18 protein-coding genes and 4 pseudogenes are annotated in these 23330 nt (G+C 73.4%); 5 read left to right on the forward strand and 17 right to left on the reverse strand.

The features are described 5' to 3' along the window. Nucleotides 1–51 precede the first annotated feature (51 nt). The 13 genes and pseudogenes from ACFY8W_RS06630 to ACFY8W_RS06690 all read right to left on the reverse strand — a co-directional run. Nucleotides 52–111, reverse strand: a pseudogene (locus ACFY8W_RS06630) (hypothetical protein); the annotation flags it as partial. Further along, nucleotides 108–584: pseudogene (locus ACFY8W_RS06635) on the reverse strand (inositol-3-phosphate synthase); the annotation flags it as partial. The pseudogenes ACFY8W_RS06630 and ACFY8W_RS06635, both read right to left, overlap by 4 nt. A gap of 24 nt (nt 585–608) precedes the next feature. Next, complete coding sequence (locus ACFY8W_RS06640) at nt 609–1613, reverse strand: TIM barrel protein (protein WP_391101018.1); 1005 nt, start codon at nt 1611–1613, stop codon at nt 609–611. A 1-nt stretch (nt 1614) separates the two neighbouring features. Beyond that, on the reverse strand, nt 1615–2799 hold the full coding sequence (locus ACFY8W_RS06645; RefSeq protein WP_391101020.1) for a Gfo/Idh/MocA family oxidoreductase: 1185 nt from the start codon (nt 2797–2799) through the stop codon (nt 1615–1617). A gap of 44 nt (nt 2800–2843) precedes the next feature. After that, nucleotides 2844–3896 carry a substrate-binding domain-containing protein gene (locus tag ACFY8W_RS06650; protein WP_391101022.1) on the reverse strand — a complete coding sequence of 351 codons (1053 nt, stop codon included), beginning with the start codon at nt 3894–3896 and terminating at the stop codon, nt 2844–2846. A gap of 54 nt (nt 3897–3950) precedes the next feature. Next, nucleotides 3951–4949, reverse strand: coding sequence for an ABC transporter permease (locus tag ACFY8W_RS06655; protein ID WP_391101024.1), 999 nt, complete (start codon nt 4947–4949; stop codon nt 3951–3953). Beyond that, nucleotides 4946–6466, reverse strand: a complete 1521-nt coding sequence (locus tag ACFY8W_RS06660; protein WP_391101026.1) for an ATP-binding cassette domain-containing protein — start codon at nt 6464–6466, stop codon at nt 4946–4948. The genes ACFY8W_RS06655 and ACFY8W_RS06660 overlap by 4 nt, the downstream gene beginning before the upstream one ends. A gap of 410 nt (nt 6467–6876) precedes the next feature. After that, on the reverse strand, nt 6877–8058 hold the full coding sequence (locus tag ACFY8W_RS06665; protein WP_391101760.1) for an ROK family protein: 1182 nt from the start codon (nt 8056–8058) through the stop codon (nt 6877–6879). Between the two features lie 243 nt (nt 8059–8301). Then, the gene (locus ACFY8W_RS06670; RefSeq protein WP_391101028.1) at nt 8302–9252 is read right to left on the reverse strand and encodes an SDR family NAD(P)-dependent oxidoreductase; all 951 of its coding nucleotides are present in this window, start codon (nt 9250–9252) and stop codon (nt 8302–8304) included. 263 nt (nt 9253–9515) lie between these two features. Then, on the reverse strand, nt 9516–10157 hold the full coding sequence (locus tag ACFY8W_RS06675; RefSeq protein WP_391101030.1) for a class F sortase: 642 nt from the start codon (nt 10155–10157) through the stop codon (nt 9516–9518). 118 nt (nt 10158–10275) lie between these two features. Then, nucleotides 10276–10947: a hypothetical protein gene (locus tag ACFY8W_RS06680; RefSeq protein ID WP_391101033.1), complete on the reverse strand. Its 672-nt coding sequence runs from the start codon at nt 10945–10947 to the stop codon at nt 10276–10278. Nucleotides 10948–11109: 162 nt separating this feature from the next. Beyond that, nucleotides 11110–12807, reverse strand: a complete 1698-nt coding sequence (locus tag ACFY8W_RS06685; RefSeq protein ID WP_391101036.1) for a protein kinase — start codon at nt 12805–12807, stop codon at nt 11110–11112. A gap of 91 nt (nt 12808–12898) precedes the next feature. Further along, entirely contained in the window at nt 12899–13843 is a 945-nt protein-coding gene (locus ACFY8W_RS06690) for a beta-ketoacyl-ACP synthase 3 (RefSeq protein ID WP_391101039.1), read from the reverse strand. Between the two features lie 202 nt (nt 13844–14045). Between ACFY8W_RS06690 and fdhD the strand changes: the two genes are divergently transcribed. Continuing rightward, on the forward strand, nt 14046–14972 hold the full coding sequence (gene fdhD / locus ACFY8W_RS06695; RefSeq protein ID WP_391101041.1) for a formate dehydrogenase accessory sulfurtransferase FdhD: 927 nt from the start codon (nt 14046–14048) through the stop codon (nt 14970–14972). 126 nt (nt 14973–15098) lie between these two features. On the opposite strand, the gene ACFY8W_RS06700 is transcribed toward fdhD, so the two are convergent. From ACFY8W_RS06700 to ACFY8W_RS06710, 3 genes and pseudogenes are all read right to left on the reverse strand, one after another. Beyond that, on the reverse strand, nt 15099–15482 hold the full coding sequence (locus ACFY8W_RS06700) for a (2Fe-2S) ferredoxin domain-containing protein (RefSeq protein WP_391101043.1): 384 nt from the start codon (nt 15480–15482) through the stop codon (nt 15099–15101). Next, the gene (locus ACFY8W_RS06705) at nt 15479–16000 is read right to left on the reverse strand and encodes an isochorismatase family protein (protein WP_391101046.1); all 522 of its coding nucleotides are present in this window, start codon (nt 15998–16000) and stop codon (nt 15479–15481) included. The genes ACFY8W_RS06700 and ACFY8W_RS06705 overlap by 4 nt, the downstream gene beginning before the upstream one ends. Before the next feature lie 75 nt (nt 16001–16075). After that, nucleotides 16076–16542 (reverse strand): annotated as a pseudogene (locus ACFY8W_RS06710) (MarR family winged helix-turn-helix transcriptional regulator). Between the two features lie 16 nt (nt 16543–16558). Between ACFY8W_RS06710 and ACFY8W_RS06715 the strand changes: the two are divergent. After that, entirely contained in the window at nt 16559–17047 is a 489-nt protein-coding gene (locus tag ACFY8W_RS06715; protein ID WP_391101048.1) for a zinc-binding dehydrogenase, read from the forward strand. Between the two features lie 343 nt (nt 17048–17390). On the opposite strand, the pseudogene ACFY8W_RS06720 reads toward ACFY8W_RS06715, so the two are convergent. Further along, nucleotides 17391–18467 (reverse strand): annotated as a pseudogene (locus ACFY8W_RS06720) (bile acid:sodium symporter family protein); the annotation flags it as partial. Nucleotides 18468–18551: 84 nt separating this feature from the next. Here ACFY8W_RS06720 and ACFY8W_RS06725 point away from each other — a divergent pair. The 3 genes from ACFY8W_RS06725 to ACFY8W_RS06735 all read left to right on the forward strand — a co-directional run bounded on the left by ACFY8W_RS06725 (nt 18552) and on the right by ACFY8W_RS06735 (nt 23318). Next, nucleotides 18552–19508 carry a LysR substrate-binding domain-containing protein gene (locus ACFY8W_RS06725; protein ID WP_391101051.1) on the forward strand — a complete coding sequence of 319 codons (957 nt, stop codon included), beginning with the start codon at nt 18552–18554 and terminating at the stop codon, nt 19506–19508. A gap of 602 nt (nt 19509–20110) precedes the next feature. Beyond that, on the forward strand, nt 20111–21940 hold the full coding sequence (locus ACFY8W_RS06730; RefSeq protein ID WP_391101053.1) for an AMP-binding protein: 1830 nt from the start codon (nt 20111–20113) through the stop codon (nt 21938–21940). A gap of 112 nt (nt 21941–22052) precedes the next feature. Next, nucleotides 22053–23318: an ABC transporter substrate-binding protein gene (locus tag ACFY8W_RS06735; protein ID WP_391101056.1), complete on the forward strand. Its 1266-nt coding sequence runs from the start codon at nt 22053–22055 to the stop codon at nt 23316–23318. Nucleotides 23319–23330: the final 12 nt, after the last annotated feature.

Genomic DNA, 23330 nt, shown 5'->3' on the forward strand with positions numbered 1-23330 from the left:
GGCGTTCTTGGCCGCGGCCGCCGCCGGGCCGGCGAGGGCCGCGCCGTCGCCGCCGCCGAGGAGGTTGCTGCCGGACCAGGCGCGTACGGTGAGGGCCCGCTCGCGGAACATCGGGGCGAGCACCGATCGGAGCAGGGTCTGCCGGTCTTGCCGTCCCGGCCGGCGTGGCGCAGGTCGCTCTCCGCGAGCGCGGCCGACAGCCCGGGGTGCCGGAGGCCGGTCGAGGGGGTGAAGTTGACGTACGGGCAGCCGGCGCGCAGCGCGGCCGCGGCGTAGAGGGAGCTGGGTGGGAGCTCGACGCCCCCCGACGCCGGCTCCGTGGAAGCCACATTCACCACCACGACGCGTTCCAGGTCCAGTCCAATGCGGAAGTCCGTCAGGTCGGCGGCGAAGGCGGCGACGAGTTCGTCCTGGGTGCGGGTGTCGCCGGGCAGCGGGCCGCCGGGGCGGATCCGGGTGTCCGTGGCCTCCAGTTCGGTGGCGACGGCCGCGGCCAGTCCGGGCGGGAGCACACCGGCGGAGGTCAGTGTCTCGGCGCGTTTGGGCAGCGGGCAGTCGGAGGTGTCGTGCCCGCCGAAGACCACGTCGACCGCCGCCCCGCGACGACGTCAGTCGCCGCCGCCGAAAGCCGCGTCGAACGAGGCCGCCGGCGGGTCGAAGTCGAACCGCCTGAGGTGGGCGAGCGCCTCGGGAGCACCGGTCAGCCGGTCCATGCCGGCGTCCTCCCACTCCACCGAGACCGGCCCGCCGTACCCGATGGAGCGCAGCATCCGGAACACGTCCTCCCACGGCACGTCACCGTGCCCCGCGGAGACGAAGTCCCAGCCGCGCCGCGGGTCGCCCCAGGGCAGGTGGGAGCCGAGCCGCCCGTTGCGGCCGTCCAGGCGCTTGCGGGCCTCCTTGCAGTCCACGTGGTAGATCCGGTCCCGGAAGTCCCACAGGAAGCCCACCGGGTCCAGGTCCTGCCACACGAAGTGGCTGGGATCGAAGTTGAGCCCGAACGCCGGCCGGTTGCCGACCGCCTCCAGGGCCCGCTGCGTGGTCCAGTAGTCGTAGGCGATCTCGCTGGGATGGACCTCGTGCGCGAAACGCACGCCCTCGGCGTCGAAGACGTCGAGGATCGGGTTCCAGCGCTCCGCGAAGTCCTCGAAGCCCCGCTCGATCATCCGCTCCGGCACCGGCGGGAACATCGCCACCAGATGCCAGATGGACGAGCCGGTGAAGCCGACCACCGTGTCGACGCCAAGGGCCGCCGCCGCCCGCGCCGTGTCGGCCAGCTCATGGGCGGCCCGCCGCCGTACGCCCTCGGCGTCGCCGTCTCCCCAGATCCGGGCCGGGACGATCGCCCGGTGGCGCTCGTCGATCGGGTCGTCGCAGACGGCCTGCCCCACCAGGTGGTTGGAGATCGCCCAGCACTTCAGGCCGTGGCGGTCGAGGAGTTCGCGCCTGCCCTTGACGTAGGCGGGGTCGGCGAGGGCCTTGTCGACCTCGAAGTGGTCGCCCCAGCAGGCGAGTTCGAGTCCGTCGTAGCCGAAGTCGCGGGCCAGCCGGCAGACCTCCTCCAGCGGCAGGTCGGCCCACTGGCCGGTGAACAGGGTGAAGGGACGGGGCACGTCACGGCTCCTGTCGGGATACGGGGGTGTACACGGCGTTCTTCTCCGCGCTCTCCTCCACCGCGGCCAGCACGCGCTGGACCTGGAGGCCGTCCGCGAAGGACGGGGCCGGGGCGGTCCCGGACGCGACGGCCAGGACCAGGTCGCGGGCCTGGTGCACGAAGGTGTGCTCGTAGCCGAGCGCGTGTCCCGGCGGCCACCAGCCCTCCAGGTACGGGTGGCCCGGCTCGGTCACGAGGATGCGGCGGAAGCCTGCCGTGGCGGCGGGCTCGGTGTGGTCGTGGAAGGACAGCTCGTTGAGCCGCTCCAGGTCGAAGGCGAGCGAGCCCTTCTCCCCGTTGAGCTCCAGACGCAGGGCGTTCTTGCGTCCGGCGGCCATCCGGGTCGCCTCGAAGGAGGCGAGCGCGCCCGAGGCCAGCCGCCCGGTGAACAGAGCCGCGTCGTCGACCGTGACGGGCCCGTACGCGCCCGAGCCCGGGCCCGCCGAGAGTCCGGCCGCGGCCCCGGTGAGCAGCGGCCGCCGCCGTACGAAGGTCTCGGTGAGTGCCGAAACCCCCACCAGGAGCTCCCCCGCCAGGTACTGGGCGAGGTCCACGGCGTGCGCGCCGAGGTCGCCGAGCGCACCCGAGCCGGCGTGCTCCCGCTCGAGCCGCCAGGTGAGCGGGAAGTCCGGATCGACGAGCCAGTCCTGGAGGTACGTGACCCGCACGTGCCGCAGCTCGCCGAGCCGGCCTTCCGCGATCAGCGTGCGGGCGTACGAGACGGCGGGCACCCGGCGGTAGTTGAAGCCGACCATGGCGACCTGCCCGCGGGCGGCGGCGTCCTCGGCGGCCGCGGCCATCAGCTCCGCCTCGGCGACCGAGTTGGCGAGCGGCTTCTCGCACAGCACGTGCTTGCCCGCCTCCAGGGCGGCCACCGCGATCTCGGCGTGGCTGTCGCCGGGGGTGCAGACGTCGACGAGGTCGACGTCGTCTCGGGCGATCAGGGCCCGCCAGTCGGTCTCCGCGGCCGCCCAGCCGTGCCGGTCGGCCGCCGCCCGGACGGCGGCGCCGTCCCGGCCGGCGATCGCGGCGAGCACCGGCCGCAGCGGCAGGTCGAAGACGCGCCCCGCGGTGCGCCAGCCCTGTGAGTGGGCGGCGCCCATGAAGGCGTAGCCGACCATGCCGACGCCAAGCGTCTCTTCCATTGGTGTTCCTCCCGTTCGGGTGGTTCGGCTGCCGGCGTCGCTGGTCAGTTGAAGCCGGTGGGCAGGTACTCGTCGACGTTGTCCTTGGTGACGACGGCCGAGTAGAGGGTGATCGAGGCGGGGATCTCCAGCTCGGACATGCCGCCGACGCCCTTCTTCTGGCCGAGGGCGCGGGCCAGGTCGATCGCGGACGCGGCCATGGTCGGCGGGTAGAGCACGGTCGCCTTGAGCACGCTGTCGTCGGTCTTGATGGCGTCCATCGCGGACTTCGCTCCGGCGCCGCCGACCATGAGGAAGTCCTTGCGGCCGGCCTGCGCGATCGCCCGCAGCGCGCCCACGCCCTGGTCGTCGTCGTGGTTCCACAGGGCGTCGAAGCGCGGCTGTGCCTGCAGGAGTTGGGCCATCTTGGCCTGGCCGGACTCGACGGTGAAGTCGGCGGCCTGGCGGGCCACCTTGGTGATGTTGGGATAGTTCCTGAGCGCGTCGTCGAAGCCCTGGGTGCGCTGCTTGGTCAGTTCCAGGCTGTCCATGCCGGCGAGTTCGACCACCTTGGCGCCGGGCTTGCCCTTGAGCTTCTCGCCGATGTAGCGGCCGGCGTTGAGGCCCATGCCGTAGTTGTCGCCGCCGATCCAGCAGCGGTAGGCCTGCGGGGAGGCGAAGATCCGGTCGAGGTTGATGACGGGGATCCCGGCCTTCATGGCCTGGAGGCCGATCTGGGTGAGGGCCTTGCCGTCGGCGGGCAGGATGACGAGGACGTCGACCTTCTTGTTGATGAGGGTCTGGATCTGGCCGATCTGGGTGGCGGTGTCGTTGGAGCCCTCGGTGATCTCCAGGGTGACGTCGGCGTACTTTCCGGCGCGGTCCTTGGCGTTCTGGTTGATGGCGTTGAGCCAGCCGTGGTCGGCCTGGGGCCCGGCGAAGCCGATGGTGACCGGGGTGCCGGGCTTGTCGTCGGCGGCGGGCACGTTGCTCGTGGCCGGGTTGCCCGCGCTCTTCGGCTCGTTGCTGGTGCAGGCGGTGAGCAGGGCGCCGGCGGAGACGGCGGCGCCGCCGAGCAGGAGGGTTCTGCGGCTGGTCGCGGCGGTGTTCTCGGGCATGGCGGATCAACCCTTCGGGCGTGGGCGGACGGGGACGGGCGGGTGCGGGGAGGGTCAGGCGTCGGCGTCGCGGACGGTGCGGCGCTGGACCAGGACGGCGGCGACGATGATCGCGCCCTTGGCGATCTGCTGGACGTCGCTCTGCAGGTTGTTGAGGGCGAAGATGTCGGTGATGGTGGTGAAGACGAGGACGCCGAGGACCGAGCCGACGATGGTGCCGCGGCCGCCGCTGAGCAGCGTCCCGCCGATGATGGCGGCGGCGATGGCGTCGAGCTCGTACAGGTTGCCGTTGGTGTTCTGTCCCGAGCCGGACAGCACGATCAGCAGGAAGGCGGCGATCCCGCAGCACAGGCCGGAGAGCAGGTAGAGGTAGAGGCGCTGGCGGCGCACGTCGATGCCGGCGAGCCGGGCGGCCTCCGCGTTGCCGCCGACGGCTACGGTGCGGCGGCCGAAGGTGGTGCGGTTGAGGACCAGCCAGCCGGCGACGGTCACGGCGGCGAAGACGAGCACCAGCGGCGGGACGCCGAGGACGTACGCGTCGGGGACGCCGAGGTCGAGCACCGACTGCACGGTGACGATCTGGGTGCGGCCGTCGGTGATCTGCAGGGCGAGCCCGCGGGCCGAGGCGAGCATGGCCAGGGTGGCGATGAACGGCACCATGCCGCCGTACGCCACGAGCAGTCCGTTGACCAGGCCGCAGCCGAGCCCGACGACGACCGCGGTGAAGAGGATGCCCGCGAAGCCGTACTCCTGGGTGGCGACGGTGGTGGCCCAGACGGAGGCGAGCGCGACGACCGCGCCGACGGACAGGTCGATGCCGCCGCTGGTGATGACGAAGGTCATGCCGACGGTGACGACACCGATGACGGAGGCCTGGGTGAGCACCAGCTGGAGGTTGGAGGTGGTCAGGAACTCCGCCGGTCTGGTCACGCCGCCGACCACGACGAGCGCGGCGAGCACGCCCAGCAGGGAGAGGTTGCGCACGTCGGGCGTGAAGCCGAGGGCGGGGCGGCGGTGCTCCTGCGCGGGGGACTTGGCGGTGGACAGCGTCATGCCGCGGGGCTCCCTTCCATCACGAGGTCGAGTACGCGGTGTTCGTCGAGGTCGCGGGCGGGCGCGGTGTGCACGACCCGGCCCTCGCGCAGGACCAGGACGCGGTCGGCGAGGCCGAGGACCTCGGGGACCTCGCTGGAGACGAGGAGCACCGCGAGCCCTTCGTCGGCGAGGCGGCGGATCACCGCGTACAGCTCGGCGCGGGCGCCGACGTCCACGCCGCGGGTCGGCTCGTCCAGGAGCAGCACCCGGCAGCCGCGCAGCAGCCAGCGGGCGAGGACGGCCTTCTGCTGGTTCCCGCCGGAGAGGGTGCGGATCCGGGCCTCGGGCCGGTCGGGGCGCAGGGAGAGCTCGCGGGTCGCGGCGCGGGCGGCGTCCCGTTCGGCGCGGCGGTCGATCCAGCCGGCGCGGGAGAAGCGGCCGAGGGAGGAGACGGAGACGTTACGGGTGACGGACTCCAGGAGGAGCAGGCCCTGGGTCTTGCGTTCCTCGGGAGCGAGGCCGAGGCCGGCACGCACGGCGGCACGGACGCTGCCGGGCCGCAGCGGGGCGCCGTCGACGAGCACCTGTCCGGCGGTGGCCCGGCGCGCCCCGTAGATCGTCTCCAGGATCTCGGAGCGACCGGAGCCGACGAGTCCCGCGAGCCCGACGATCTCGCCGGGCCGCACGTCCAGGTCGAGCGGTGCGAACTCGCCCGCGCGGGCGAGCCCCCGGACGCGGAGCACCGGTTCGGTGCGGGGCGGCGGGGCGGGACGGTCGGGGAAGACGTACGGGACGTCCCGGCCGGTCATCAGGGCGACGATCTCGTGGGTGGGCGTGCCGGCGGCGGGAAGGCCGACGGCGACGGCCCGGCCGTCCTTGAGCACGGTGACCCGGTCGCCGATGCGCCGGATCTCCTCCAGGCGGTGGGAGATGTAGACGACGGCGACGCCGTCCGCGGTGAGCGCCTCGACGATACGGAAGAGGTTGGCGACCTCGTCGGGGTCGAGCGCCGCTGACGGCTCGTCCATCACGATGAGCCGGACGTCGTGGGAGAGCGCGCGGGCCATGGAAACGATCTGCCTCTGGGCGGCGGAGAGTTCACCGACGTGACGGGCCGGGTCGATCTCGGGGTGGCCGAGCCGGGCGAGCAGCGCGGCGGTCCTCGCGCGGGCGGTGCGGGTGCGGACGACGAATCCGGCGGTGGTGGGCTCGTGCCCGAGGTGGACGTTCTCGGCGACCGAGAGGCCCTCGACGAGGTCGAGTTCCTGGTAGATGGTGGCGATGCCGAGCCGCACGGCGGCACTCGGGGAGCGCAGGCGCACGGTTTCGCCGCGCCAGGTGATGGTGCCGGTGTCGGGCTGGTGGGCACCGGCGAGCACCTTGATGAGGGTGGACTTCCCGGCACCGTTCTGGCCGAGGAGGCAGTGCACCTCACCGGGCCGCACCTCCAGGTCGACGCCGTCGAGGGCGCGGACTCCGGGGAAGGACTTGGTGATGCCGGACATGGTGAGCAGGGGTGGCTGTTCTGGGGGCATGACGGGGATCCCCTCGGCGGGTGTGACCGTGCGCGGGCGGGGTGGGACCAGGGGGTGGACGTACGGGTGCGGGTGCGGGTGCGGGCCTTGCGGGTGCGGGACGGTGCCCTTGAATCCCGGCGATCCCGACGGACGGCGATGAGGGAGTGCACCGAGGAAGGGAGCACGCCGGTGAAGGGCAGGCGCCGGCGCCGATGGAGGGCTGGCGCTGGTGCAGGGGTGGCGCTGGTGCACGGGGCGTTGGTGCAGGGGTGGCGCTGGTGGAGGAGGTTTGCTGCCGGGGAGGGCGGGTTTACGCCGTGGGGGCGGGTCCACGCCGGTGGGGGCGGGTCAACGCCGGTGAAGAAGGGGCTGTGCCGGTGAAGGAAGGGCTGTGCCGGTGAGGAGAGGTTGTGCCGGTGAAGGAGGGCTTACGCCGGTGAGAAGACGTGGTCGCTGATGAGGCGGGCCGCGCCGATCACTCCGGCGGCGGCTCCCAGCTCACCGAGGACGATGGGCAGGTTGCCGGTGGCCAGCGGGAGGGACCGGCGGTAGACCTGGGTGCGGACACTGGCGAGGAGGTTGTGACCGAGGCCGGTGACACCGCCGCCGATCACCACCAGACCGGGGTTGAAGAAGCTGACGAGCCCGGCGATGACCTGCCCGACCCGGTTGCCGCCCTCTCGGGTGAGGGCGAGCGAGGTGGCGTCCCCGGCGGCCGCGGCCGTGGCGACGTCGACGGCGGTGAGCCGGCCGGCCTCGGCGAGGCGGGTGGCGAGCTCGTCGGACCGGCCCGCCCGCGCCGCCTCCTCGGCGTCGCGGGCCAGGGCAGCACCGCCGAAGTGGGCTTCCAGGCAGCCCGTGTTGCCGCAGGCGCAGGGGCGGCCGTGGGGATCGACCTGGATGTGGCCGATGTCCCCGGCGCTGCCCGTCGTACCGCGGTAGACGTCTCCGCCGACGACGATGCCGCAGCCGATGCCGGTGCCGATCTTGACGCACAGGAAGTCGCCTACGGAGCGGGCGACGCCCGCGTGCTGCTCGCCCATGGCCATCAGGTTCACGTCGTTGTCGACCATGACCGGGCAGCCGAGTTCCTGGCTGAGCGCCTCCCGCACGGGGAAGCCGTCCCAGCCGGGCATGATCGGCGGGGCGACCGGAACTCCCTCGGGGAAGCGGACGGGCCCGGGGACGCCGATCCCCGCGCCGTCGAAGCCCTCGGCGAGGCCCGACGCGCGCAGCTTCGCCGCCATCGCCAGGGCCTGTTCGAAGATCGCGACGGGGCCCTCGCGGACGTCCATCGGATGGTTCAGATGCCCGAGCACCTCCAACTCGGCGTTGGTGACGGCGACGTCGATGGAGGTGGCGCCGATGTCGATGCCGAGGAAGCGGAGTTCGGGCGCGAGCCGGATGTTGTGCGAGCGGCGCCCGCCGCGCGAGGCGGCGAGTCCGTCCGCGACGACGAGGCCGGTGTCGAGCAGCCGGTCGACCTCCACGGCGAGCTTGGAGCGCGAGAGGTCGATCTGATCGCCCAGCTGTGCACGGGAGTTGGGCCCCCCGTCGCGCAACAGCCGCAGGAGTCGCGCCTGGTGGGCGTTGGCAGGTCGTGCCGTCATGCGTCTCACGCGCCCCTCCCTTGACCGTCTTCGCGGAAGCTCCGCGTCGGGCTTTCGAGGGGAACGTAGCAGCGGGGTCCCGGGGTGGGAAGAAGTCGTGCAGGAATCAGCGCCGACTTTTTCCCGAGAGTGGACAAAGAGCGGTTCAGGGGTGGGGAAGTTCATGGAGCCCTACCTGCCGATCGGCGGGTTCGGCTTGTACCCCGAGCGGGCCGGATGGCCACCCTGGGTTCGGCTCCGTGCCTACCGAAAGCCGAGGTGCGCGTCGGTGCCGACCAGCTCGCCGCTGACGGCCCACAGACGAGCGGCGACGGCTGGGGCGGCCATATGAGAGGGGACGGGCTCACGCCTCGGTATGCCACGCAGGCCGAAGGCCCTCGGCCCCCACAGCTGCCCTCCCTGCACCTCCGCGTCGAGGACGGCACGGACGACGGGCCATGCTCCGGCGTCCTTGCCCTGTACCAAGAGCGCGGAGGGCAAGGCGCGCAGCCGCTCGCTGCGGGTTGTCACGCTTACCGGCGGGCGGGACGGGGTGAGGGAGTCCAGTGCGCCGCCGGGGTGGGCCACCACACTGAGCACCGTGCTGCCGACGGCACGCAGGCGGCGATCGAGTTCGAAGCCAAAGCACATCTGCGCCAGCTTCGATCGGCCGTAGGCGCGCTTGGGCCGGTAGTCCCGGGTCGACTGCAGATCGTCGAGGTCCAGGCGTTCGGACCGCGCCGCGAAGCTTCCCACCGTCACGATGCGGCCCGCCGGCGCCGCGGACAGCAGGGGGGCCAGCCACTGGGTCAGCGCGAAGTGGCCGAGGTGGTTGGTGCCGAACATCAGCTCGTGGCCGTCCTTGGTCTCTCGACGCGGCGGGTCGTCGAGCGCGACCCCCGCGTTGTGGACCACCGCGTCGAGATGACCGACGTCCAGCCTGTCTACGGCTGTCTTCAGGGACGACAGGTCGGCGAGGTCCAGTTGAAGGTGCCGCACGTGCGCGCCGGGGACACGCGAGCGGATGGAGGCCATGGCGGAGTCAGCCTTCGCGCGGTCCCGGCTGCCGAGTACGACGACGGCGCCGGTGGCGGCGAGCTGCTCTGCGGCGAAGTAGCCGATCCCGGCGTTACCCCCGGTGACCAGGAAGGTCCTGCCCTCGGCAGACGGCAGCCGGTGAACGTCCCACGGCTGGCTCTGGGATGCGGATGACACGATGACAGGCTCCTTGCGCTCCGGGGCGGCGTGCTCATGGAGAGCACCGACCCTCCCAAGGTCGCAACCGCCACCGACATACCGCCGACAGATCACGCTCACCACCGACAGATGTCCGACACCCCTTCGGACAACTGCAGAGAGCAGAAGGCCACTACGCCCATGACCGGCACGGAACCGAGGGCGAGTGCGGCCAGGTGAAGCACTCAGTCGGTCGACTCGGGCGCACCGTCACACGGCTTGATCACCACCACACACAGTCCCTAGCGGACCTCGGTCAGACGGGCGGAGACGACGACGTTGCTCTCGTAGCCACCGTCCGGTGAGTACCGGCCGCCGCAGGTGATCAGCCGGAGTTCCGGGCTGCCGGTGGAGCCGTAGATCCGCTCGGCGGGGAAGCCGTCCTTGGGGACGACCTCGACGCCGTACACGGTGAACACCGCCGTGCGCCCGTCGGCGCGGGCGATCTCCACCCGCTTGCCCCGGGCGAGCGCGCCGAGGTCGTAGAAGACGGCCCGGCCCCCGGGCGTGTCGACGTGGCCGACGACGACGGCGGTGCCCCGCTCCCCCGGTGTGACCGCGCCCGTGAACCAGCCCGCCAGGTTGCGGTCGTCCGGGGCCGGGGCGTCGATCCAGCCTTCGGCGTCCAGGCCCACCCGGGTCACCGGGGCGTCGATCCGGACGGCCGGCACGCGGACCCGTACCGGCGGCGAGGCGTTGAGCGGGTCGGGCACCGCGCCGGTGGCGGCGGACGGCCGGGCGGGCGCGGCGGCGGCGAGGGGCTGCGGAGGGCCGTCGGCCCACCGGTCGCCGGTCCCGTCGCGGACCAGGTGCACGCCCACCAGGAGGACCACCGCGATCACGCCCCAGGCGCCGCGCCGCCGGTGCCCGTTCGACCCCTCCACCTGCGTCCCGCCCTCTCCTCGTTCCAGTGGCCGGCCCCGTGGTCCGTGTGGCGCCCCTCCGTCCCGGACCTCGTCACACCGGGGCGGAGGGGCTGTTTCGGTCCCGCTCGGCGCCCCGTCAGCGCTCCGTGGTGTCGGCGGGTTCGCGGCGGCGCATCAGGACGACGGCCGAGCCGAGCGCCCCGGCGATGAGGACGGCTCCGGTGACCAGCTCGGTGGTGCCGATGCCGTCGGAGCCGAAGCCGGCCTTCACGCCCTTGTGGGCGCCGGTGGAGGGGTCGGTGTGGTGGCCGCCGCCGCCCGCGACGGTGAGCGTGGTGGTGCCCCGCTCGCCCTTGCAGTCGAAGGTGACCTCGTACTGGGCGCCGACCTTGGCGTCGAGGTCGACGGTCGCGGTGCCCTGGTGGCCCTCGTTCAGGGTGACGGTGTCGAAGACCCCCGACTCGACGGTCACGGTGGGCGCTTCGCAGCCGTCGGACTTGAGCGTCACGGTGCCGCCGGGGGCGACGGTCCGGGGCGTCACGGAGAAGCCGAAGGAGGTGATGCCGTGCCCGGTGCCGTCCTTCGGGAAGCCGCCGCCGTCAGGAAAGCGGCCGCTGTCCGGGAGGCCACCGGCATCAGGGAGGCCACCGGCATCAGGGAGGCCACCGCCGTCAGGGAGGGCGCCGACGTCCTTGGGGAAGCCGCCGCCGTCAGGGAAGCCGCCGTCGTCCGCCGTGCCCGACGGCGCCGCCAGGACGAGCGGTACGGCGGCGAGCAGGGCTGCGGTAGCTACGCGTATCGCGAGCATGACGGGCCTCCAGATCACGCGAGGGCGGACGCGGAGGGTTTCCGCGGACGGCCGGGCTGCGGACCCTCGCCGCGTTCGAAGCTAGGCCCGCCCCGACCGCCCCGCCACCGGGCTCCGCCGATCGGGTCACGACACGGGCCGGCGGGCCCGGGCGCCGCCGCGTCAGGGCGCCGGGTTCGCGGGAGGAAGGGTGTTCCAGCCGCGGGTGATCTCCTCGTGGAGCGAGCGCGCGTCGGGCACCGTGTGGCCTGGGCCTTCGGTGAGGAGGGCGAGGAGGGCCGTGCCGTCGGCGGGGCGGTCCGCGGGGCGGGTGCGCAGGGCCCGGCGGACGGCGGCTCCGAGGGCCGGGTCGACGGCGTCGACGGCGGCGAGCGCGGCCGGGTCCGGGGTGCCCTCCGTGATCCGTCGGTACGCGGCGCCGATGCCGGTCGCGGCGAAGGGGCTGTCGCCGTGTGCGGCGCAGACGACGCAGCAGGCCCAGGCCCACACGTCGGCGGCCGGCCCCGCGGGTCCGTCCTCGAACTGTTCCGGCGCCATGTAGCCCAGGGTGCCCGGCCCGCCGCCGGTCGCGGTGAGCCGCGTACGGTCGACGATCGTGGCGATGCCGAAGTCGAGCAGGCGCGGCCCGGCGCTCGTGAGCATGACGTTGCCCGGCTTGAGGTCCCGGTGGACGAGTCCGAGCCGGTGCACGGCGGACAGTGCCGCGGCGAGTGCGAGCGCGAGGGAGCGGAGTGCCTCGGGGCCGCGCAGCGGGCCGAGTTCGCGCAGGTGCCGGTCGAGCGGCCGGCCGTCGAGCAGTTCCATGGCGAGGTACGGCCGTCCCTCGTCCACGCCGGAGTCGAGCACCCGGGCGGTGTAGGCGCCGGACACCATGGAAAGCACCTCGGCCTCGCGCTCGAAGCGGCTCAGCAGTTCGGTGTTCCCGAGGAGTTCGGGGTGGAGGGTCTTGAGGGCGACCTGGGTGGCGGAGCCGTCCCGCCGGGCGAGGTAGACGGTGCCCATGCCGCCCGCCCCGATCTTCCCCAGGAGCTGGTACGTGCCGATGGTCCGCGGTTCGTGCGCGGCGAGGTCCCGTACGTCGGGCGGTGTGTCGGGCGTTCCCGGCGCGGGGCGGGCGGTCGGCACGAACCCGGCGGCGGCCGGGGCGGCCGCGATCGGGGCGGCGGCCGTCGGTGCGGCGTGCACCGCGGCGGCGGCCGGGGCGAAGGCGGGCATCGGCGGCGCGGGCGGGGCCGCCGCGACGGGCGGGTGACGGCGGCTCGTCACGAGGGCGACGGCCTGGAACACCAGGAACACGGCCGTCGCCCCGACCGGCAGCACGACCACCGTCAGGAGCAGCTGCAGCAGGAAACCGCCGATGACCCGCAGGCGGGTCCGGGACGAGAGCCACAGCTCCTCGGGCATGCCGACGGTCAGCAGGCTCTTCTGCGTCAGGACCCACAGGACGGTGGACGGGACGCAGAAGGCGAGTCCCCCATAGAGCGCGTCGTAGGACAGGCCGTGATGGCCCGAACTCGCGAACTCCAGGAACAGGGTGCCGAGGTCGAGCGGGTTGCCGGCGCTCCCCGGCCAGAGGGCCACCGACAGCTCGTCCTGGAAGTCGAACGGCTCGGAGACGTTGGCGAGGAGGGTCAGCAGGCCGGCACCGAACGCCACCATCAGCGCCCGCTCGAAGAACGGCGCGGCCCAGTCCGCGCCGCCGGACCGGGCGCCCGAGAAGGCCGCCGCCTCACGTTGTCTCACCGCGCGCTGCGTGCGCAGCAGCAGGGGCAGCAGTGCCAGCCGGACGACCAGCGCGCCGACGACGAGGACGAGCCAGGCGGACCCCAAGGTGGACGCCTCTTCCGCAGCCTTGACCATCTCTCCCCCGTCCGGCGGCTCCGCGACGCGCTGGAGTATAGGCGACGCCGGCGCACCGGCGAGGGCCGCGCCACGACCGGCCCGGGCCGCCCTACGGCACGCGGACGACCTGGCCCGCGTACGACAGGTTCCCGCCGAAGCCGAAGAGCAGGACGGGTGCACCGGAGGGCAGTTCGCCGCGTTCGACGAGCTTGGCGAGGGCGAGGGGCACGGAGGCGGCGGAGGTGTTGCCGGAGTCGACGACGTCCCGGGCGACGACCGCGTTGACCGCGCCGATCTTCGCGGCGAGCGGCTCCACGATCCGCAGGTTGGCCTGGTGGAGGACGACGCCGGCCAGCTCCTCGGGGCGGACGCCGGAGCGCTCGCAGGCCTGGCGGGCGAGGGCCGGGAGCTGCTGGGTGGCCCAGCGGTAGACGGCCTGGCCCTCCTGGGCGAAGCGCGGCGGAGTGCCCTCGATGCGGACGGCGTGGCCCATCTCCGGGACCGAGCCCCACAGGACGGGGCCGATGGCGCCGGTGTCGGTGTCGGTGGCCTCGACGACCGCGGCGCCCGCGCCGTCGCCGACCAGGACGCAGGTGGTGCGGTCGGTCCAGTCCGTCACCTCGGTCATCTTGTCGGCGCCGATGACCAGCGCGCGGCGGGCGCCGCCGGCGCGGATCGCGTGGTCGGCGGTGGCCAGGGCGTGTGTGAAGCCGGCGCAGACCACGTTGAGGTCCATGGTGGCGGGCGAGCCCATGCCGAGGCGGGCGGCGACGCGGGCGGCCGTGTTCGGCGACCGGTCGATCGCCGTGGAGGTGGCGACGAGGACCAGGTCGATGTCGCCTGCGCCGAGTCCGGCGGCGGCCAGGGCCTTGCCCGCGGCGTGCGCGGCGAGCTCGTCGACCGGCTCCTCGGGTCCTGCGACGTGCCGGGTGCGGATGCCGACCCTGCTGGTGATCCATTCGTCGCTGGTCTCCACGAGGGCGGCCAGGTCGTCGTTGGTGAGCACCTTGGCGGGCTGGTAGTGCCCGAGCGCGGCGATGCGAGTGCCCGTCATCCCGGGGACCCCCTCGGTGGTTCGATTGCGGCAGGAGGACCCAGTCTTGTCAGCGACTGATGGGTAACCGGTGACGTAAACCACCAAGATTCACCCGAAGTGCCTGTTCGACCGTGACAAGAGGAGAATGGGCCGGTCAGGCCCCTGAGGGCGTTCCGCGGGGACAGAGGCGTCCCGCACGGACAGAAACGGTGCAGCGACCATGGGACGGGTCACGGAGCGACGGCGTGTGGTGCGCGTGCGGGGCGGGGCGGTGAACACGCGGCCGGACACGCTCGTGGCGGAGGAACCGCTGGAGATCCGGCTGAACGGACGGCCGATCGCCATCACCATGCGCACGCCCGGCGACGACTTCGCGCTCGCGGTCGGCTTCCTGGTGAGCGAGGGCGTGCTCGCCGCCGCCTCGGACGTGCGGAACGTGGTGTACTGCGCGGGCGCGACGGCGGACGGCTCCAACACGTACAACGTGGTGGACGTGCAGCTGGCGCCGGGTGTGGCCGTCCCGGACATCACCCTGGAGCGGAACGTCTACACGACCTCGTCGTGCGGGCTGTGCGGCAAGGCGAGCCTGGACGCGGTGCGCACGACGGCCCGCTTCCCGATCGCCGACAACCCTCCGCTGCGGCTGACGCCCGAGCTGCTCGCGGCGCTGCCGGAGCGGCTGCGGGCGGCGCAGCGGGTGTTCGACCGGACGGGTGGGCTGCACGCGGCTGCGCTGTTCTCGGAGGACGGCGAACTGCTCGACGTACGGGAGGACGTGGGCCGGCACAACGCGGTCGACAAGCTGGTGGGCCTCGCGCTGCGGGAAGGGCGGCTGCCGCTGGAGCGGGCGGTGCTGCTCGTGTCGGGCCGGGCCTCGTTCGAGCTGGCGCAGAAGGCGGTGATGGCGGGCGTCCCGGTGCTCGCGGCGGTGTCGGCGCCGTCCTCGCTCGCGGTGGACCTGGCGCTCGAGTCGGGTCTGACGCTGGTCGGCTTCCTGCGGGGGCAGGACATGAACGTGTACGCGGGTGAGCACCGGATCGCGCTGGGGGCGCCCGCCCCGAAGGCGGAGGCGGAACCGGAGGCCACGCCGGAGGCGGCCCCGGAGGCGGCCCCGGAGGCGGAGGCGGAACCGGAGGCGGCCGGTTAGGAGCCTTACGGCGGCGCGCGCTCCTGGTGCCGCAGCGCCGCCGGACGGGACCTGCTTATCCGGCTCGCTCGCCGGTTCGCCCTCCTGCCCGCCCTCCTGCCCGTCCTCCCCCTTGCCCGTCTCCGGCTAGTTCTTCGGCGGGTCGATCATCTGGAGTTCGAGGGTGACCGGCGGCGGGGCGATGCCGGGGCCGCCGGCCTCGGTCCAGGCGAGGATGTCGTCGAGGCAGTCGTCGTCGGCGCTCCAGCCGATCCAGGCGGCCCGGCCGCCGCGGCGGCGGCCTTCGGTGGACGGCTGGACGACGAGGACGTTCGCCTGCGCGCAGGGTCCGAGGCAGTCGCTGGTACGGAGGAGCAGCCGGCCGCCGGAGGCCGCGGCGGCCTCGCGGAGCCGGGTGAGCTGTCCGTCGTGGTCCTGGCCGGGGTTCTTGCCGGCGTCGCCGCAGCAGCAGCCGCGGCAGACGACGAGGGAGCAGGGGCGGGCCCCGTACCGTATCGGCACCCGGGTCACTCGGCGCCGCCCAGGGTGATCGCGGCGACCGGGGCGACGGTGCCGAGGCGCGGGAAGTCCAGCTGGACGGAGGCGCGGTGCTCGTCGGCGGTGAGGGCGGTCATGGCGTCCTCGGCGAAGACGAGCTCGTAGCCGAGGTCTGCGGCGGCGCGGGCGGTGGACTCGACGCCGAGGTTGGTGGCGATGCCGCCGAACACGAGCGTGGTGGCGCCGTGCTTCTGGAGGAGGTCGTGCAGACCGGTGCCCTGGAATCCGCCGATGGTGCGCTTGACGACGGTCTCGTCGCCGGGATGGACGAGTTCGGCGACGAGTTCGCTGCCGGGCGGCTGGGTCTCGACGCCCGGGCGTTCGACGCGGATGTGGACGACGGGTGCGCCGGCTTCGCGGAAGGCGTTGGCGAGGCGGCCGGCGGCGGCGAGGACGTCGGTGCCGGGGCGGGGTGCGAGGGGCAGGGCGACGATGCGTTCCATCAGGTCGACGAGGACGAGCGCGGTGCGGCCGGGATCGAGTGCGGGCATGGGAGCACCGTATCGGCCCTGATGATCATCGCGGGGCGGCCGGGGATGTGATCCCGCCAACGGGGCCGGCGCCGGTCACGGGCCCGGCGTGGCGTCCTGGGGCGCGTCGCCGGTCGTGGACTCGTCGGTGGTGAAGGCCACGCGGCGGAGCAGGGCGAGGAACCGGACGCGCTCGTCGGGGGTGAGGGGCGCGAGGAGTTCGTCGTTGGCGCGGTCGGCGAGGCGGCGGCAGCGTGCGAGGAGGCGGCGGCCGTCCGCGGTGGCGGTGATGGCGTTCTTGCGCCGGTCGGTCGGGTCGGGTTCGCGGCTGATGTAGCCCTCGGTCTGGAGCTCGTTGAGCACGCCGACCATGTCCTTGGGGTCGATGGCGAGGCTGCGGCCGAGTTCGGCCTGGGCGACCGGGCCGCGTTCGGCGACGGCGGCGAGCACCGCGTGGTGCCACATGCGCATGCCCTCGTCGGCGAGCGCGGCGGCGACGAGGCCGCGGCCCCGGCGGCGGCGCGGCCGAGGACCCAGCTGGCCGGCGAATCGGTCCTGGTCACGGGCGCGGCAAGCGGCGTGGGCCAGCTCGCCGTTCCCCTCGCGAAGCTGCTCGGCGCGGGCCGGGTCGTCGCGGCGGCGGGCTCACCGGAGAAGGCGGCGTTCCTGCGCGCGCTCGGCGCGGACGAGGTGATCTCCTACGGCCGGGAATCCTGGGGCGAACCGGTGGACGTCGTCGTCGACGCGGTCGGCGGCGGCCTGCTCCCCCGCCTCGTGGCCGCGCTCGCCCCGGGCGGCCGGCTCGTGGCGTACAGCTCGGGCGGCGGCACGGTCCAGGCACACGACCTGCTGGCCGGCGGCAAGTCGCTCATCGGCTTCCAGATGGCCCGTCTGGCACGCACCCGAGCCGCCGACTACACGGCCTGGCGCGACGAGTTGTGGGCCCTGCGCGCCGCCGGGCGGCTGCGGCCCGCGATCCACGCGCGCGTGCCGCTGGCGGAGGCGGCCGAGGCGCACGCGATCATCGAGCGGCGGGAGAACCTGGGGAAGGTCGTCCTGGTGCCGTGACGAGGCCGGTCGGCGCCACGGCCCCCGGTCCCGCCGCTTCACCCGCCGCCGCTCCGGCAGCTGCTCCCGCTGTTTCTCCCGCCACTTCTCCCGCTGTTTCTCCCTCCGCCGCTCCGGCAGCTCTTCCCGCCGCTCCGGCGGTCGCGGCGTGGCCGGCGATCCCGACGGTCGCTCCCGCCCCGGCAGCCTCGACGGCCCCGGTGCTCGCAGCGGTCTCCGCGGGCCCGGCAGCCTCGGCGGCCCCAGTGCTCCCGGCGGTCTCCGCGGGCCCGGCAGCCTCGACGACCCCAGTGCTCGCAGCGGCCTCCACCGACCCTGCACCCTCGGCGGCCCCAAAGCTCGCAGCGGTCTCCGCGGGCCCGGCGGTCTCCGGGGTCTCGGCAGCCCGCTCCTCCACCGCCTCCGGGTCCTCCGCCCGGCGCCGGGCGACGACGGCACAGACCATCAGCTGCATCTGGTGGAACAGCATCAGCGGCAGCACCGCCAGCGACGCGTGCGCCCCGAAGAGCACGCTCGCCATGGGCAGTCCGGCGGCCAGGCTCTTCTTGGAGCCCGCGAACTGGATCGCGATCCGGTCGGCCCGGCCGAAGCCGAGCCGCTTCGCCCCGTACCAGGTCAGGCTCAGCATCACCGCGAGCAGCACCGCCTCGACCACGAGCAGCAGCCCCAGCCGGGCCGGGGTCACGAGGTGCCAGACGCCACGGTTCATGCCCGCGCTGAAGGCCGTGTAGACGACGAGCAGGATCGAGCCCCGGTCGACGTAGCCGAGCACCTTCTTGTGGCGGACCAGGAAGCCGCCCACCCAGGGGCGCAGCAGCTGTCCGGCGACGAACGGCACGAGCAGCTGGAGCACGATCTTGACCAGCGAGTCGGCCGACATGCCCCCCGCGGCGCCGCCGAGCAGCAGCGCCGCCAGCAGCGGGGTGAGGACGATGCCGGCCAGGGAGGAGAAGGAGCCGGCGCAGATCGCGGCGGACACGTTGCCCCGGGCGATCGAGGTGAAGGCGATCGAGGACTGGATGGTCGACGGCACCAGGCACAGGAAGAGGAAGCCGCTGTAGAGGTCCGGCGTGAGGACCGTCGGCACGAGGCCCCGCGCCGCGAGGCCGAGCAGTGGGAACAGCAGGAAGGTGCAGGCCAGGACGGTGACGTGGAGCCGCCAGTGCTTCAGGCCGTCGAGCGCCTCCCGGGTGGAGAGGCGCGCCCCGTAGAGGAAGAAGAGCAGCGCGACGGCTCCCGTCGCCGCGCCGTTCGCGACCGTCGCCGCCGCTCCGGACGCGGGCAGCAGCGCGGCGAGGCCGACCGTGGCGAGCAGCGCCAGGATGTACGGGTCGACCGGCAGCCAGGCCGGCAGGAGAGGCCTGCGGGGACCACGGGTCACGTGGGACGGTCGGGACGGGCGGGACGTGCGGGAGCTCATGCGTCCATCCTGGTGTACGGCCCGGCGATCGGGAATCCCGTACATCGCACTGACTGTCATCACGAATCGCGATAACCTCGCCCCATGCCCGCCCCGCTGTACGAGCCGAGCCAGCTGCGGACCTTCCTCGCGGTCGCGCAGACCCTGAACTTCACCCAGGCCGCTCGGCGGCTCGGGCTGCGGCAGTCCACGGTCAGCCAGCACGTGCGGCGGCTGGAGGAGGCGACCGGCCGGCCGCTGTTCACCCGGGACACCCACGCCGTGGAGCTGACCGAGGATGGCGAGGCGATGCTCGGCTTCGCCCGCTCGATCCTGGAGGCGCACGAGCGGGCGGCCGCCTTCTTCACCGGGACCCGGCTGCGCGGCAGGCTCCGTTTCGGGGCGTCGGAGGACTTCGTGACGACCCGGCTGCCGGAGATCCTGGAGGCCTTCCGGCGTGAGCATCCCGAGGTGGACCTGGAGCTCACGGTCGAGCTGTCCGGCACGTTGCAGGCGCGTCTGGAGGCGGGCCGGCTCGACCTCATCCTGGCGAAGCGGCGCGGTGGCGAGGACGGAGAGCGCGCTGGGGGCGACGGTGGAGAGGGCGGGGACGGAGGCGGCGGGGACGGCGACGGCGGTGGCGAGCTCGTCTGGCAGGACGTCCTCGTGTGGATCGGCGCGCCGCGGCTGCGGCTCGACCCGGACCGTCCGGTGCCGCTGATCGTCTTCCCGCCGCCGGGCATCACCCGGGCCCGCGCCCTGGAGGCGCTGCAGGCGCAGGGGCGGCCGTGGCGGATCGCGTGCACGAGCACGAGCCTGAGCGCGAACGTGGCGGCGGCCCGGGCCGGGCTCGGCGTGATGGCGCACACCCGCGGCCTGGTCCCGCCCGGCCTCGTCGTAGTCCCGGCCAGGGCCGGGCTCCCGGAACTGGGCGCCGTGGACTTCGTGCTGCGCAAGGGGCGGCGGCGTGGGGCGACCCAGGACGCGGCGGACGCGTTGGCCGCGGCAATCCTGGCGGGCGGCGACCGGCTGCACCGCCCGCGCGGGACCCTGCGGGGCTGACGGCGCGGGATCCTGCGGGGCTGACGACCGCGGGGCTGCGGGCGGGTCCGTCCGGGGATCCCGTCCGGGGATCCGTCCATGGGCCCGCCCGGAAATCCGTCCGAGGATCCCGTCCGAGGATCCGTCCATGGGCCCGTCCGGAAATCCGTCCGAGGATCCCGTCCGAGGATCCCGTCCGGCGATCCGCCCGAGGGTCCCATCCGAGGGTCAGTCCGAGGATCCCGTCCGGGGTCCGTCCATGGGCCCGTCCGCAGGCCCCTCCGCAGGCCCGTCCGCGGACCCCTCCGCAGGCCCCTCCGTGTGGCTTCGCGGAAAACGCCGGAGCCCCATGGACCCGGCCCGGGGCGGCGTGAACGGCCCGTGCTCTCGCGCGGTCGCCGTGATCGCCCCGTACAGATTCCGTGGAGATTCCGGCCACCATGGCTTGCCGACGGTTCGGCAACGGCGGTCGGAAGGCTCGCACTTGCCTCGTCCCCTGCCGCTGACCTGTGCATATGCACAATGTCCCGGCTTGGTGAAGGCCCTCCCGCCCGGCTGCGCCGTGGGGTAGTTTCACCCGCGCCGTACGGAGCGCGACGTCGAGCGGGCGAGGGAGCAGGTCAGTGCGTGAGTTCACCGTGCCGCCCGTCGCGGCGGCGCCTCAGGTCGGCGGTCTGGCCGACGCCGTGTTCGACCATGCCGAGAAGGACCCCGACCGGGTCACGCTGGCCCGCAAGGGCGCGGACGGGCAGTGGCGGGACGTGACCGCGGCCGGGTTCCGCGACGAGGTGCTCGCGCTCGCGAAGGGTCTGATCGCGCAGGGCGTGCGGTTCGGCGACCGGGTCGCGATCATGTCGCGGACCCGCTACGAGTGGACGCTCTTCGACTTCGCGCTGTGGACGCTCGGCGCCCAGTCGGTGCCGGTCTATCCGACGTCCTCCGCCGACCAGGTGCTGTGGATGCTGCACGACGCCGAGGTGACGGCCTGCGTGGTGGAGCACGAGGACCACGCGATGACGATCGGCTCGGTGATCGACCGGCTGCCCCGGCTCCAGCGGCTGTGGCAGCTGGACGCCGGAGAGGGCGCGGTCGCCGAGCTGGTGACGGCGGGTGCGGACATCGACGAGGACGTGGTGCAGCGGCACCGCAGGGCGGTGACGCCCGAGTCCGTGGCGACGGTGATCTACACGTCGGGGACCACCGGCCGTCCCAAGGGCTGTGTGATCACGCACGCCAACTTCATGTTCGAGACGGAGATGCTGGTCGGCCGCTGGGAGTCGGTCTTCCACTCCCGGCCGGGCGACGAGGCGTCCACCCTGCTCTTCCTGCCGCTCGCGCACGTCTTCGGGCGGATGGTGGAGGTGGCCGCGGTACGGACCGGGGTGAAACTGGGGCACCAGCCGGTGCTCGCCGCCTCCGAGCTGCTGCCCGACCTCCAGGCCTTCCGGCCGAGTTTCGTGCTCGCCGTGCCGTACGTCTTCGAGAAGGTCTTCAACGCCGCGCGCCGCAGGGCCGAGTCGGAGGGGAGGCGGGGGCCGTTCGACAAGGCGGTGGAGGTGGCGGTCCGGTACGCGGAGGCCATGGAGCACAAGGCCTTCGGCATCGGCCCGGGCCCGTCGGCGGGACTGCGGATGCAGCACCAGTTCTTCGAGAAGACCGTGTACGTGAAGGTCCGGGAGGCGCTGGGCGGCCGGGTGCGGCACGCCATGTCGGGCGGTTCGGCGATGGACCGGCGGCTCGGGCTGTTCTTCGAGGGCGCGGGCGTGACGATCTTCGAGGGCTACGGCCTGACGGAGTCCTCGGCGGCGGCGACGGCGAACCCGCCGGAGCGCACCAAGTACGGCACGGTGGGTCAGCCGGTGCCCGGCACGACCGTGCACATCGCGGAGGACGGGGAGGTGTGGCTGCACGGCGACCACGTCTTCTCCGGCTATCTCAACAATCCGCAGGCCACGGGCGCGGTCCTGAACGACGGGTGGCTGGCGACCGGGGACCTCGGGATGCTCGACGAGGACGGCTATCTGACGATCACCGGGCGGAAGAAGGAGATCCTGGTGACCTCGGGCGGCAAGAGCGTGTCGCCGGCCGGTCTGGAGGAGCGGGTGCGGGCGCATCCGCTGGTGGCGCAGTGCATCGTGGTCGGCAACGACCGGCCGTACGTCGCCGCCCTGGTGACCCTGGACCAGGAGGCGGTGGAGCACTGGCTGGCGATGCAGAACCGGCCGCCGCTGCCGCCCGCCGAGCTGGTGCACGACGCGACCCTGGAGACCGAGATCCGGCGGGCGGTGGTGGCCGCGAACACCAGGGTCTCGCAGGCGGAGTCGATCCGCACCTTCCGGATCCTGGCCTATCCGTTCAGCGAGGAGCACGGGCTGCTCACGCCGTCCCTGAAGCTCAAGCGGAAGGCGATCGAGCAGGCGTACGCGGCCGAGGTCGAGGCGCTGTACCGCTGACGGCCGCCCCTCGTGCACGATGTGACGCATCATCAAGTGACGGTGCATCAGTTATTGACGGTTCATCAGGCCGGTCACAGAATGCGGTCACCCGACGGAGGGATGACCGACCGTGTCCAGAACGCTCCGCACCCTCGCCGCCGCGGCAGCGGCGCTCTTCCTCGCCACCGCCTGCAACTCCGCTTCCACGGGAGGCACTTCGGCCAAGCCCGGCGCCTCGGGCGGCACCGTACGGGGAGTGACCGCCGACACGGTCAGGGTGGGCGGGATCGTCTCCATGACGAGCGCCAGCGGCTACTCCAAGAAGGACACCGACCTCGGCGCGCGGGCCCGCTACGACCGGGCGAACGCCGAAGGCGGAATCAACGGCCGCCGGATCGAGTACCTCGGCGCGGAGGACGACGGCCAGGACCCGGCGCGCAACCTCGCCGCCGCGCGCAGGCTCGTCCAGCAGGAGAAGGTCTTCGCCGTCGCCCCGATGAGCTCGGTGACCTTCGCGGGCGCCGACTTCCTCGACTCCCAGGCGGTGCCCACCGTCGGCTGGGGCACCCTGCCCTCCTTCTGCGGGCCGAAGCACATCTACGGCTTCAACGGCTGTCTCGTCCCCACTCCCGGCGGCACCCTCAACCAGACCTGGCCCGAGGGCCTGGCCACCGTACTCGGCGGGGCGAAGGGCCGCTCGGTCGCCCTGATCGCGGGCGACAACGACGCCGGCAAGTTCGGCATCCGCACCTTCACCCAGGGCTTCAAGGCGGCCGGCTTCGACCTCGCCTACGCCAAGGCGGCCGTGCCCGCCGGTTCCCTGCCGAGCGACTGGTCCGCGTACACCAAGGAGATCCTGCGCTCCGGACCGGGCGGCAAGGCACCCGACGCCGTCGTGTCCGTGATGCAGACCCCGTACAACATCGGTCTGTTCACCGCGCTCAAGCGGGCCGGGTACAAGGGCGTGCTGTCCGACCCGACCGACTACGACCCGGGGCTGCTCGCCAAGGACGCCACGCGCCAGGCCCTCGACGGCGTGCTCGTGCTGCTCCAGTTCCAGCCCTTCGAGGCGGACGGCCCGGCGATGCGGCAGTTCAAGGCCGACATCAGGAAGGCGGCGGGCAAAGAGGTCCCGCTCAACATGCACATGATGACCGGGTACATGTCGGCCGACCTCTTCCTCGCCGTCGCCGCCAAGGCCGGCAAGGACCTCACCGTCGAGTCCTTCCAGCAGGCGGCGAACGGCTTCTCCGACACCGGCACCCTCGTCGGCGACCGGGCCGAACCCAAGGGCCAGAAGGAGAGCTTCGGCTGCGGCGCCCTCGTCCGGCTGACCGGCGGGCGGTACGAGGTGGCCGTACCGTTCCGCTGCTACCCGCCGATCCCGTTCCGGTAAGGAGCGCGGTGC

Source organism: Streptomyces sp. NPDC012637 (assembly GCF_042954805.1).
In the GTDB taxonomy this organism is placed as follows: domain Bacteria; phylum Actinomycetota; class Actinomycetes; order Streptomycetales; family Streptomycetaceae; genus Streptomyces.